The 11,596-nt window shown below is 47.7% G+C and carries 13 protein-coding genes and 1 pseudogene; 9 read left to right on the top strand and 5 right to left on the bottom strand.

Going from position 1 to position 11,596, the window contains the following annotated elements:
- Positions 1-196: 196 nt before the first annotated feature.
- Positions 197-865: a CAP domain-containing protein gene (locus tag SIC45_RS12430; protein WP_319632367.1), complete on the top strand. Its 669-nt coding sequence runs from the start codon at positions 197-199 to the stop codon at positions 863-865.
- A 95-nt stretch (positions 866-960) separates the two neighbouring features.
- On the opposite strand, the gene SIC45_RS12425 is transcribed toward SIC45_RS12430, so the two are convergent.
- On the bottom strand, positions 961-1,272 hold the full coding sequence (locus SIC45_RS12425) for a helix-turn-helix domain-containing protein (protein ID WP_319632366.1): 312 nt from the start codon (positions 1,270-1,272) through the stop codon (positions 961-963).
- A 158-nt stretch (positions 1,273-1,430) separates the two neighbouring features.
- On the opposite strand from SIC45_RS12425, the gene wrbA reads away from it, so the two are divergent.
- Complete coding sequence (wrbA, locus tag SIC45_RS12420) at positions 1,431-2,048, top strand: NAD(P)H:quinone oxidoreductase (RefSeq protein ID WP_298787077.1); 618 nt, start codon at positions 1,431-1,433, stop codon at positions 2,046-2,048.
- 51 nt (positions 2,049-2,099) lie between these two features.
- On the opposite strand, the gene SIC45_RS12415 is transcribed toward wrbA, so the two are convergent.
- Positions 2,100-3,020, bottom strand: a complete 921-nt coding sequence (locus tag SIC45_RS12415; RefSeq protein WP_319632365.1) for a GerMN domain-containing protein — start codon at positions 3,018-3,020, stop codon at positions 2,100-2,102.
- Between the two features lie 361 nt (positions 3,021-3,381).
- Between SIC45_RS12415 and SIC45_RS12410 the strand changes: the two genes are divergently transcribed.
- The 3 genes from SIC45_RS12410 to SIC45_RS12400 all read left to right on the top strand — a co-directional run bounded on the left by SIC45_RS12410 (position 3,382) and on the right by SIC45_RS12400 (position 5,523).
- A complete protein-coding gene (locus SIC45_RS12410) occupies positions 3,382-3,921 on the top strand; it encodes an RNA polymerase sigma factor SigX (RefSeq protein ID WP_298787075.1) in 540 nt (179 codons plus the stop codon).
- Entirely contained in the window at positions 3,918-5,171 is a 1,254-nt protein-coding gene (locus SIC45_RS12405; protein ID WP_319632364.1) for a hypothetical protein, read from the top strand. The genes SIC45_RS12410 and SIC45_RS12405 overlap by 4 nt, the downstream gene beginning before the upstream one ends.
- 91 nt (positions 5,172-5,262) lie before the next feature.
- Positions 5,263-5,523 (top strand): metal-sensitive transcriptional regulator, encoded by a 261-nt coding sequence (locus SIC45_RS12400; RefSeq protein ID WP_022792597.1) that lies wholly within the window; start codon positions 5,263-5,265, stop codon positions 5,521-5,523.
- 64 nt (positions 5,524-5,587) lie between these two features.
- Here the strand turns inward: SIC45_RS12400 and SIC45_RS12395 are convergent.
- The 3 genes and pseudogenes from SIC45_RS12395 to SIC45_RS12385 all read right to left on the bottom strand — a co-directional run.
- Positions 5,588-6,481 (bottom strand): annotated as a pseudogene (locus SIC45_RS12395) (IS3 family transposase); the annotation flags it as partial.
- Positions 6,481-6,909: an HTH domain-containing protein gene (locus SIC45_RS12390; protein WP_319632363.1), complete on the bottom strand. Its 429-nt coding sequence runs from the start codon at positions 6,907-6,909 to the stop codon at positions 6,481-6,483. The gene SIC45_RS12390 and the pseudogene SIC45_RS12395, both read right to left, overlap by 1 nt.
- A 218-nt stretch (positions 6,910-7,127) precedes the next feature.
- The gene (locus SIC45_RS12385; protein ID WP_298787067.1) at positions 7,128-7,910 is read right to left on the bottom strand and encodes a rhomboid family intramembrane serine protease; all 783 of its coding nucleotides are present in this window, start codon (positions 7,908-7,910) and stop codon (positions 7,128-7,130) included.
- A gap of 115 nt (positions 7,911-8,025) precedes the next feature.
- On the opposite strand from SIC45_RS12385, the gene acpS reads away from it, so the two are divergent.
- From acpS to SIC45_RS12365, 4 genes are all read left to right on the top strand, one after another.
- The gene (gene acpS, locus SIC45_RS12380; RefSeq protein ID WP_319632362.1) at positions 8,026-8,388 is read left to right on the top strand and encodes a holo-ACP synthase; all 363 of its coding nucleotides are present in this window, start codon (positions 8,026-8,028) and stop codon (positions 8,386-8,388) included.
- A gap of 1 nt (position 8,389) precedes the next feature.
- On the top strand, positions 8,390-9,931 hold the full coding sequence (locus tag SIC45_RS12375; RefSeq protein ID WP_319632361.1) for an NAD(P)H-hydrate dehydratase: 1,542 nt from the start codon (positions 8,390-8,392) through the stop codon (positions 9,929-9,931).
- A gap of 15 nt (positions 9,932-9,946) precedes the next feature.
- Positions 9,947-11,098, top strand: coding sequence for an alanine racemase (gene alr / locus SIC45_RS12370; RefSeq protein ID WP_319632360.1), 1,152 nt, complete (start codon positions 9,947-9,949; stop codon positions 11,096-11,098).
- 105 nt (positions 11,099-11,203) lie between these two features.
- Positions 11,204-11,491 carry a CopG family ribbon-helix-helix protein gene (locus SIC45_RS12365; RefSeq protein ID WP_022792602.1) on the top strand — a complete coding sequence of 96 codons (288 nt, stop codon included), beginning with the start codon at positions 11,204-11,206 and terminating at the stop codon, positions 11,489-11,491.
- Positions 11,492-11,596: the final 105 nt, after the last annotated feature.

Below are 11,596 nucleotides of genomic sequence, written 5' to 3'. Positions count from 1 at the left end.
AATCTTCGTTTTCGGCAACAACGAGGAGGGGACACTGCCATAGTAATTATTTCGATAAGATAAGTTTTAGATTTAATTAATGTAAAATGTAGGACAATAGCCGCAAAAATTTGTAAAATTCCTTTGAAATGTTTATTTTCAAGAAATTAATGGTAAAATTTTATTATAACGTTATCATTTATAAGAGGTGAATGACATGAGATTTAAAAGAACAGCCGTCGTCGGTGCTCTGTCAGCAACACTTATTTTCCCATTAACCGCTCTTGGACAGGATACATACATTGTAGAGTCCGGAGACACTTTAAATACGATTGCCGAGGAGCACGGAGTGAGTGTAGAAGCGCTCATGGAAGAAAACAGTAACATTCAGAACCCTAATGTGATTAATGTAGGCCAGAGCATTGCTATACCGGAAAGCGAAAGCAGCTCTTCAGAAAGCAGTTCAGCTGAAACCTCAGAGGCTGTCTCTTCTCAAAGTGAGTCAGAATTTGAACAGGAAGTGGTGCGGCTGACGAACGAAGTCCGGGCAGAGAACGGACTTGAGCCGGTGGAAGCAGACAGCTCCCTGCAAAGCGTAGCGGACGCAAAATCTCAGGACATGATTGAAAATGATTATTTTGCCCATGAGAGTCCGACATACGGCAGTCCTTTTGAAATGATGCAGGAATTCGGCATCAGCTATGACGGAGCCGGGGAAAACATTGCAGCTGGACAGGACACGCCGCAGGATGTCGTGGATGCATGGATGGACTCACCGGGACACCGTGATAACATTTTAAATCCGGACTTCACGCATATCGCAATTGGCTATGAAGAAGGCGGAGAATACGGGCAATACTGGACACAGATGTTTTTGGAAAAATAAAGAGTTAAGAGCGAGCGGCTGCCTTTTGGCAGGCGCTTTTTTGTGTTTATATCATGAAAAAAGCAGGCTTTTCCAATATGAAAAGTACCTGCTTTTTATTGAATCCATGCTTCAGCCCAGTCCTGGATCGCATTAATAACCGGCTCGAGATCCTCTCCCTTACTCGTCAGCTGGTATTGAACGCGCACAGGCTTTTCCGGAAAAACACTGCGTTCGACCACACCTTTTTCTTCAAGCTCTTTCAGCCGTTCTGTAATCAGCCGGTCGCTCATGTCCGGGATTTCTCTTTTTATATCTTTGAAGCGGAGCGGTCCCTGAAGAAGGACTAGGATCAATAGGCCCGTCCATTTTTTCCCGAGCAGCTCCGCTGCAAATTCATATTTTGGGCAGATGGAAGTCTTCTGCATAATAGTTCACCTCTTTATGAACATAGTACCACAAAATCATTGTTTCGTAGAGGAGGGGCTGGGGTATAGCTTGAAGGGTGATTTGACATTCAGGATTTTTTCATGTACTTTCGAAAAGTAAGTAACTTTATAAATATAAGTGATAGAGGTGTTTTTCGATGAGTAAAGTATTGGTACCATTTTATAGTTCCTATGGACATATACACGAAATGGCAAAAGCAGTAGCAAAAGGCGCGGAAGAAACAGGCGCAGAAGTAAGGATTGTAAGAATTCCCGAATCCCAAATGGCTAAGGAAGGAATGTCCACGCAGGATGCCTACGTAGAGGCGCAAAATAAACAGGCGGATATTCCTGAAGCTACAACAGACGATCTCGTATGGGCTGACGGCGTTGTATGGGGTATTCCTACACGCTTTGGCAATATGCCGGCACAGGTGAAGCAATTTATGGATGCAGCTGGCGGCCTTTGGGCCAACGGTTCACTTGAAGGCAAGGTAGCAGGCATCTTTACGAGTACAAATACAGCTCACGGCGGTCAGGAAACAACAATTATCACGTCGGTCGTGCCGCTTCTTCATTTCGGGTTCATCTTTGTCGGTCTTCCTTATGGAGAGAATCCGGAAATGGCTGAACGTGACTTTGTCGGCGGAACGCCGTACGGTGCTTCTACGCTTGCTGGTCCGGACGGCACACGGATGCCAAGCGAAGGCGAGTTGACAATGGGCGGCCGTTTAGGTGCCCGCGTGGCCAGAGTCTCAGAGAAGCTTAGCAATTAAGAGAAAGCAAAAAGCGTCCGCATGTGCGGGCGCTTTTTTTAATATCTGGCGTTAATTACTGCCGTAAAGCTCGGAAGGATCCGTTGCTTCGATAGGCTGGTCGATTTCACGGTGGCCGTAAAAGTCTGTGACGACTTCGCCGTCAATGAGAATCTGAGTCTGACCGTATCCAAACTGGTCCATGAGCGCTGCCAGCTGTTCTACAAATGCGAGCTCGAGAGTACTGCCGACTGTAGTAGCGTCAAGGACGGAGGGCTCGAAGGAAACATAGGCAGTATTGTCTTTAAATTCGACAAACTGTACTTCGGTCTCCACTGGAAGCGGACTTGTGGCATCCTCTGTTTCAGGGCCATCGAGCCATGCCTGCACAGCTTCAAACGGCAGATCGTTTTCAGATGCTGCTTCCAGGCTTCGGTTTTCAGAAATTGTATTCATTAAATCACCGTCGAGGTAGTAAACAGTCACTTCCTCTGTGACAGCCTCTTCCTCCCCGGAAGCTGAAGTGCTGTTTGATTCTGTATCTGTAGCTACAGCAGCCTCTGTGGAACCTGCTGGGGCTTCTTCTTCGCTGTTGGTGGTATCTTCAGAAGCACTTTCTTCTACCGCTTCTTCTTCGCTTTTGGCTGTGTCTTCAGAAGCGTTTTCTTCTGCTGCTTCATTTTCAGGTGAAGTGTCTTCGCTGGCAGTGTCTGCGGAGTCCGGGTTCTCCTCTTCATTTTCTGCGACAGCTTCTTCTGTAGTTGCGCTGTCTTCTGCTTCTTCCTTGTCCCCAGCTTCGGAAGCTGTCTCTTTATCTGTCTGCTCTTCATTTTTTGTGGTGTCACTTTCTGCTTTCTCTTCTTCGTTGGCTTCAACAGATGCTGTCTCCGTTGCTTTTTCATTGTTTTCCGCATTTCCGCTATTTTCGGTACCGCAGGCGCTGAGAGTAATAATAGCTGTGGCAGCAACTGCTAAAAATGAGAATCTTTTCATGGAATCCCCCCAGGACAAATATTAAATTTAGTTTACAAATAATACAATGTTGTTACATAATTATACCATGTTTCAAAATAAAGAAAGGTTCAAATCCCCCAAATGAACATAAACAGGACTTTACTAATGTTAAACCAGAGCATGAAAGCGGCGGTGGGTTTTTCAGAAAAAGACGCGGAAATGCTATAATAGTGCGAAGTATTTTGCTAATATCTTATGAGGCATCAGCATAAGAATGAAACTTTGAATATACATAAACAGAAAACGGGTGGAAACGTAATTCTATTTTCCGTTTCTATTAATAAAATTACCGGTGTAACTAATAAAGACAGGGAACGTCTACATTAAGGAAGTGTTCATCATGCATGATGAGTTTGAAAGGCTATATGAACAATATCATCACTCCCTTTTCCAATATTTATTTTATATGGTCCGAGATCGTGAAACAGCTGAGGAGCTTGTCCAGGAAGTTTACATTAAAGTGCTGCATTCCTTTGAAACATTTGAAGGCAAAAGCAGTGAAAAAACCTGGCTTTATTCCATTGCCAGACATGTTGGCATAGACTGGATCCGCAAGCAAAACAGAAAAAAGCGGAAATGGCTGGGAGTGCTTGGTCCTTTATCAAAAGAAGAAATGCGGGACCCAGCTCCTCTTCCTGATGAGATTCTTACTGCAAAAGACGATGTGCGTGAAATTTATGAATGCATGAAAGCATGCTCTGCGGATCAGAGGCAGGTGCTTATACTGCGTTACGTGGAATCGCTCTCGATCAAAGAAGCAGCTGAAGTGCTCGGGTGGTCGGAGAGTAAAGTGAAAACGACCCAGCACCGGGCCGTAAAAAAAATACAGGAGCTAATGGAAAGCAGGGAAAATTTAGAAGAAAGGAGGGCAGGAGATTGAAGAAGCATAATCGTTCCAGGGAACGGATTGAACATTCATTAAAGCAAATGCCCCGTGTGAAGGATAAACGATCCAAAAATGAAATCTATCATAATATTCAGGATCGGCTGGACTCAAAGAAAAGACACCGTACGCACCGGCGCTGGCCAGTTCCTGTTTTTACATCGGCGGCAGTTCTCCTACTCGCAATACTTATCGTCCCGGGAATATGGTGGACTTCGAATCAGACGGCTTCCCCTTCTCAGGAAGAAAACGCTGAAGACGAGAATAAGGCCGGAGATTCAGAGTCAGCCGAACAGCATGAATCGGAAAATACTGCTGAAAACGATACAGACAGCAGAGAAGATGAAGAGCCTGAGCCGGCAGAGAGCGGTACAGAAGATGCCCCGCCAAAGATTCAGGAGGATACGGAAGAAAGCGGTGAAATGCCGGGCGGTTATGTAGCCGCGCTTACGAAGGAAGAAGGCAGCGGCGGTGTGAACGCTGTGACTATCCCTTTTGAAAGTGCCCGGGGAGCGGTTATTGTCCCTTTAACGTTTGTAGCAGAAGCGGACCTAAAAGAGCTTTTGAGCTTTATCACTGAAGAAGTGGACGGCAATGAATTCGGGCTCGGCCCTGCTATGACCGAAAAGGTATCCTGGGAGAATGCAGAGAATGGCAGTCTCGAAGCGGCAGTATCCTCTGAAACCACGGCTTTGGAATCCGGACAGATCGAACGCGGCATTGAAGAGCTTGCCCGTTATTTGGGGGAAAAAGATATAGAAGTATCAAATATACCCGATGAAGGCAGTGGAAGTGAAGAAGAAATAAATGTCCGGGATATTGATGAGAATCGCGGCTATTATTTATATGATGTAAATGACGCCTCTTATTTAGTGACTGGTGAAGGAGCGGGTGTTTCTACTACGAATGAAAATGGGAGTCTGCTTTCTTTAGAGGAAACGCTGGCGAAAATGAATGAAGGACCTGAAATTTCGGAAGTGAGAGCTCCGATCCCTGGCTCTCTTACTGTAGGAAATGTGGAAGGCGAAGGAGAATCAGTAACTATTACTCTGAGTGGCTCGCTCGAAGGTGCGTCTGGCGAGGTTCAGCAGGCGATGATTGATGCGGTGGGGCTGGCGGCAGCGGATTTTGGGTATGAAACCATAAAATTTATCTCTGAGAACAGTGACACTCTCGGAGAAGTTCCGCTGAACCAAAGATGGGAAGTCCCTGCAGCACCTAATACAATTGAGTGGAAAGCAAGCTGATTAAAAATTTATTGGAGAGTGTAGGAAATTCCCAATTATTTCATGTATAATAACAATGTACATTTTGAATACATTGGAGGCCGCTTAACTCATGGAATATGATGCCAATATTAAAAACAGACTCCGCCGTGTCGAAGGGCAGGTGCGGGGTGTTCTTCGAATGATGGAAGAAGGGCAGGACTGCCGGGACACCGTAGGGCAGATGTCAGCTGCACGTTCTGCAATGGACCGTGCGATTGGCGTAATTGTCAGTGAAAATCTGGAGCAGTGCATGCGCGAACAAATGGAGCGCGGAGAAGACACCAATGAATCTGTCCAGGAAGCTATCAATCTGCTTGTGAAAAGCAGATAAACGAAAAAGAGGCCACTTCTGCGGTGAACTGTAACCTATAAAATGGACAGGAAATAAAAAGAGTCTAGGCTGTTAACAGATGATCCCGGTATTGGACCGGGGTCATTTTTTTTAGTCCCCACTGGTAGCGGCGGTGATTATATCTGTCGATATAATCGTGAACAATCTGCTTCAGTTGAGCGAAGGTGGCACAGAGACGGGGGTCCACCATATCTTTAAAGTGTCCAAAGAAGGATTCCATGGGAGCATTATCCCAACAATTGCCGCGCCGGGACATGGATTGGCAGAGACCCGCCTGCTTCACCTTGGCCTGAAAGGCCGGGTGTGTATAGTGCGTCCCCTGGTCGGAATGAAGCATCGCTCCGGGATGGAGGGACTGATGCTGCAGTTGGTCCAGGGTCTCATGGGCGAGATCCATCGCTAGCGAGGTGGAAACGACATGAGCCAGAATTTCTTTGGTGGCGCTGTCTTTGATACACGACAAGTACGCTTTTTGCCCCTGGCCGTAATACAGATACGTGATATCTGTCAGAAGAATTTTTCCAGGTTCCTGGGCGTCAAAAGCCCGGTTCAACAGGTTGGGGCAGGTCTGGTGCTCCTGGGTGGCCTTCATGAGCTTTTTATAGGGGGTCGCCCGGCGGATTTTCGTTACCATCTGAAATTTGGCCATTAACCGTCGAATTTTTTTATGATTCATGATGATGCCCTGATCGTTTTCAAGCATCATTTTGATCTGCAGGGCGCCTGCTTTTTCATGATGACGCTCAAACAGCTCCCGAATCCGTTCGGCCTCCCGGGCATCGTGGTCGTCCTGCCGCTGCCTCTCCGGTTCATTCTTCCGCCAGGCGTAATACCCGCTCCGGCTGACCCCGGTCAGGTGACATAAATACGACACGTGACCGAGGAGCTCATGTGTATCAATGACCGCCTGAATCAATCCGTACACCTCGTGGGGGGTTAACGGTGTTTCTTCTTCGACACCTGCCTTTCGAGCTCTTCGAGCTTTTTTAAGAAGTCGATTTCAGCCTCCAGATACTGTATGCGTGTTTCGGCTCGCTGAAGCTTGTCGTCCGTGGAACGCGAACGGGACGAGGGCCGGCCCGCAGCTCCTTTCCCCCGGCGTTCCTGTTCGAGGCCCAGGTCCCCATAACGCTCGTGGGTTTGTCGCCATCGCTGCAGGCATCGTTTCGGCTGTTCCTTGCCAATGACCGTCAGGTCAAGGTCGTGCTCGACAAAAATCTGCGCTGGTCCAGCTCCCTGATGATAAGCATGGACGGCCTTCTTCTTAAAATCCGGATGATACGAAATCGTCCGGTCGGATACCTTTCGAATGCACGGATGAGCTTCTAACTGCTTTTGTTCGCTCGCCGAATACCTTCTTTTCATCGCTGTTCCTCCGTTCGTTCTCTTTTCGTTTAGTATACACGGCAATTGGGGATGGAAAATAGAAAAAACCCGAATGATGGGCACTTTTTTATCGTGTCCATCATTCGGGTTATAGTTCAGCGGGAAGGGGCCTCTTTTCTATCTGGTGAAGCGGTTGTTATATAGAGATGAAAGCATGCTTTTGCCGCGTCACTGTTCGGCTTCTTCCGCTTTTCTTTTTACATCAACGCTGCGATGACGAGCTGCAGCACACGTAAAAGAACGGCACCAACAATGACGTAGGCGACAATTAGGGCGATTCGTCTCCCTGCTTTCTGGGCAGTCACCGCGCGTACTTTCCGGCGCGGTCTGCGGCTCCCGGAAGAAGGTCCATAGCCTTGAGAGAAATAAAATGGGACTACATTTTTTAAGAACAAAGGAATCAGCCCGAATCCAGCGACGAATCCAAATACGTGTGCCCATATATTGACTCCGGAATTCAGTAAAGTGAATACCATGCCTATCACAAGAAGAACCACAACTATCTGGGCGCTTGAAGGGTCAATAAGGTGCCGGCGGTTCATCATAATAAATACATAAGCGCCAAACAGGCCGTAAATAGCTCCGGAGGCCCCAAGGTGTGACAGGTAAAGCGAACCAAAAAACAGCGTAGCAATATTTCCAATGACTCCGGCTGTTAAATAGAATGCCAGAAATTTGAGGCGGCCGAGCATGAATTCAAGCGGCGGTCCGAACAGCAGCAAAGCAAAGGAGTTAAAAAGCACGTGCCCCAAAGACGTATGTAAAAACACTGGGGTAAGAAGGCGCCAGTAGTCTCCGCTCTGAATAGCGAAGTTGTTGCCGACCATTAAATAATAGACAACTTCCCCGAACGGAATCAGACCGTTCGTTAATTCCGAAAGATTCACCCAGAAAAACAAAAGCAGGTGGATCGCTAATATTACTGAAATTACAGGGTAGCGTCTTATAAATGTAGAAAAAGTCTCGTGGCGGATAAACAAGTGGGTTAGTCCCCTTTCTGTTGACGGGTATACTAAATCGTATAAGTATGTACGGTCAGTGTAGCATGAATAAATAAAGGAATACACGAAAAGCGTTGCGGGAAGGGAGAAAGTAATGATTAAAGGAATTGGCATTGATATCATTGAATTAGAGCGGATTGAGCGCTCTTTAGAACAAAAGAAATTTTTGCCGCGAATTTTAAATGAAGACGAATTACAGGCCTGCGAGCATTTTTCCGGTAAACGACTGGTGGAATTCACAGCAGGAAGGTTTGCTGCCAAAGAAGCGTTTGTGAAGGCAGCAGGCACTGGCATTTCTTCGGAGACGGGTTTTCACGATATTACAGTGAGCAATGGAGAGCGGGGGGAACCGCTGCTTTGCTGCACTGGCTACGAGGCCTATATTATTCATGTTTCTATCAGTCATTCGCGGGACAGCGCTGTGGCCCAGGTTATTATTGAAGAAAGGAGCGAATAGGATGCAGGTCGTAACAAGCAAAGCGATGCAGGAGCTCGATCAATACACCATCGAAACACTTGGAATGAAAGAAGAGCTGCTGATGGAAAACGCGGGAAGAGCGGCAGCAGGTGAGATTCATGATATGTATCCTAAAGCACAAACGGCTGTTATCTTTGCCGGAAAAGGAAACAATGGAGGAGACGGTTTTGTTATCGGCAGGACACTATCGTCTCTTGGATGGAATGTTTATGTGTATCTGCTGGCAGAAGAGAACGCCCTTTCCGGAGGAGCGCTGTACCATAAAGACTTGTACCGTGCGTGCGGGCTTCCGCTGGCAGCAGGTAACGGTTTCGCTGAACCGGATTTGCCGGGGGAGGGGGTCATTTATATTGATACGATGCTCGGTACCGGGATTCGCGGAGAGCTGAAGGAGCCTTTTTATTCTGCCGCAAAGTGGTTGAACAGCACAACGGCACCGGTGGTAGCTGTGGACATCCCTACTGGAGTACCGGCGAACGAGGAAGAACTGCCTGATATGGCGGTGAATGCAGACGCTACGGTAATTCTTGAAGCTCCTACTTTGAGCACGTATCTGTATCCGGCGAGGCACTATTACGGAGAGCTTCGGGTTGTACCGATCGGCGTACCGGAAGCTTCGTGGAAAGCATTGGATCAGAAAAGACAGACATGGGATTTAACCAATGCAGCCAAAAGTCTGCCGGAGCGGACACAGGAGTCTCACAAGGGCGATAATGGCAAAGGGCTGCTGATAGCAGGAGCCTATAATATGCCCGGGGCCCCGGCCATCGCGTCGAACGCCTGCCTTCATGCCGGCATTGGTCTTCTGACTACGAGCGTTCCGGCGTCTGCATTGAGTGCCGTTGCTTCTCATGTGCTTGAAGCAACCTACTTCCCGCTGCCTGAAACAGAAGAGGGCCAGGTCGCCGATTTACAGAAAACGCCGTTTCCCTGGGACGGGATGGACGGTGTTGCAGCCGGCTCCGGTCTTGGTCGGACAGAAAGCACGAGAGTATTAACGAAGCGTCTGCTGACAGAGACACAAACGCCACTCGTGCTGGATGCCGACGGACTTTATTTTCTGCCGGAGCTGGAGACGGAAATGATCAACAGAGAACACCCGCTGATTCTGACTCCGCATCCTGGTGAAATGGGCCGTCTGACAGGCCTTTCTCCAAAGCAAATCAATGCAGAGCGGTTTACGGTCTCACGCGAATACGCTCGTAAATTCGGCTGCTACCTTGTGCTGAAGGGGCCAAATACGATTATTACTACCCCTGAAGGCAGACAGTATGTGAATACTAGTGGCAGCAGTGCCCTTGCTAAAGGAGGGTCAGGGGATGCGCTGACCGGCATTGTGCTTGCCATGATGCTTCAGGGCCCAACGGTGGAAGAGGGAGTTTGTAATGCTGTTTACACCCACGGTCTGGCTGCAGAAATTGCCATAAAAGAAGGAATATCGGATTATTCGTTTACTGCATCCAATTTAATCGATTATCTGCCAAAAGCACTGACTTTCATTCAGGCACAAAAGAAACGATAGAAAAGAGGAGTCATCATGGCGTTTTCCAGCGAATCCTACCGGGATACGTGGGTGGAGATAAACACAGAAAATATTAAATACAACATCCGTGAAGTACGGAAGCTTCATGCTGAGAACGTGGCTGTAATGGCTGTGGTTAAAGCGGACGGCTACGGGCACGGGGCGGCAGAAACTGCTTTGGCAGCAGCGGAGGCGGGGGCGTCCTATTTTGGGGTGGCGCTGCTTGAAGAAGCGCTCGAGCTGCGGAAAGCCGGCATAAAACTGCCTATCCTTGTGCTTGGCAGAACACGGCCGCAGGACGCCGCGGTGGCTGCCCGCCACGATATCCGGCTCACGGTCTTTCAGGAAGAATGGTTAAAAGAGGCTTCCCGATATACAGCGGGGGAATCGCTTTTAATTCATATGAAAGTAGACACTGGAATGGGGCGGCTGGGATTGATAAATGACGAAGATATCACTTCTTTTCTGGCTGCTGTAACCAGCACTCCCTCTATAGAAATGGAAGGAATGTATACGCATTTCGCTACTGCTGATGAACTGGAGACTACTTATTTTGAACAGCAGTATGCCCGTTTTTCCCAGGTCGTTGCCCTGGTACAGCAGATCGGGAAAGCCCCCCGGCTGATTCACTGTGGTAACAGTGCAGCAGCTATGCGTTTTCCGGAGCGCTGCTTTAATATGGTCCGGTTCGGTATTTCGATGTATGGATTGACTCCTGCAGCAGATATTACCGGGCATCTTCCATTTACACTGAAGGAGGCATTCACGCTTCACAGCCGTCTGACGCAGGTGAAGGAAGTACCGCCGGGCACGAGCATCAGCTACGGAGCAACGTACACCTCCACGGAAAATGAATGGATCGGTACTGTGCCTATTGGCTATGCAGACGGATGGCTGAGAGCGCATGCTGAAAATCAGGGGGAGGTATTGGCAGGAGGAATCCGCGTCCCTATTGTAGGACGGATCTGTATGGACCAGATGATGGTGCGGCTGCCGCATGAGTTCCCAGTGGATACGGTAGTGACATTGATTGGCAGCCAGAAAGAGGAAACGATCAGCGTCACGGAAGTAGCCAGCCGCCTTGGAACGATTACATACGAAGTTCCCTGCATTATCAGTAAACGCGTACCCCGGGTATATACTCCCGAAAATAGGTTTGAACCCTGAATTTATGAAAAACGCGCTTTGCAAACAGCATATAGAAATGCTATGATGAATTAAGTAATTATTAAGGGATGGGAATCTAAAAGGGTCAACCTGGAGGTGTGTGGAGTGCATCAGAAAAGCACTAAGCAGATTAAGGTCAGCCTGCCTGACTATCTTCTTGACGAACTTGATGGAATGATTGAAGAGGGGCAGCAGAGCGCAAACCGCAATGAATTTATTCATCAAGCCACGGAGATGTATTTAAAAGAACGCCAACGTCTGGAGTTTCAAGAAGCGATGAAGCAAGGGTATGAAGAAATGAGCAGTATCAATTTGAATATTGCTGCTGAGTCATTTCAGGCAGAAACAGAAGTGGATCACTCTTTGAATCGCCGATTGCTTAGCGGAATCTGAAACACTCGAAATTATATTTCTTCTTTTAAAGAAACAGAAATGAATATAAAAGCTGTTTGCCTGTCTGTGATAGGCAGGCAGCTTTTTTATTGTAATAAATTTTAT

The sequence above is a fragment of the Marinococcus sp. PL1-022 genome, assembly GCF_033845285.1.
In the GTDB taxonomy this organism is placed as follows: Bacteria; Bacillota; Bacilli; order Bacillales; family Marinococcaceae; genus Marinococcus.
Note: the sequence above shows the minus strand (reverse complement) of the source record. Positions and strands in the feature narration are given on the sequence as shown.

Excerpts from the sequence above, each read along its gene's own strand:
- SIC45_RS12430 (WP_319632367.1), top strand. The coding sequence starts at position 197 with ATGAGATTTAAAAGAACAGCCGTCGTCGGTGCTCTGTCAGCAACACTT.
- SIC45_RS12425 (WP_319632366.1), bottom strand. The coding sequence starts at position 1,272 with ATGCAGAAGACTTCCATCTGCCCAAAATATGAATTTGCAGCGGAGCTG.
- wrbA (WP_298787077.1), top strand. The coding sequence starts at position 1,431 with ATGAGTAAAGTATTGGTACCATTTTATAGTTCCTATGGACATATACAC.
- SIC45_RS12415 (WP_319632365.1), bottom strand. The coding sequence starts at position 3,020 with ATGAAAAGATTCTCATTTTTAGCAGTTGCTGCCACAGCTATTATTACT.
- SIC45_RS12410 (WP_298787075.1), top strand. The coding sequence starts at position 3,382 with ATGCATGATGAGTTTGAAAGGCTATATGAACAATATCATCACTCCCTT.
- SIC45_RS12400 (WP_022792597.1), top strand. The coding sequence starts at position 5,263 with ATGGAATATGATGCCAATATTAAAAACAGACTCCGCCGTGTCGAAGGG.
- SIC45_RS12390 (WP_319632363.1), bottom strand. The coding sequence starts at position 6,909 with ATGAAAAGAAGGTATTCGGCGAGCGAACAAAAGCAGTTAGAAGCTCAT.
- acpS (WP_319632362.1), top strand. The coding sequence starts at position 8,026 with ATGATTAAAGGAATTGGCATTGATATCATTGAATTAGAGCGGATTGAG.
- SIC45_RS12375 (WP_319632361.1), top strand. The coding sequence starts at position 8,390 with ATGCAGGTCGTAACAAGCAAAGCGATGCAGGAGCTCGATCAATACACC.
- alr (WP_319632360.1), top strand. The coding sequence starts at position 9,947 with ATGGCGTTTTCCAGCGAATCCTACCGGGATACGTGGGTGGAGATAAAC.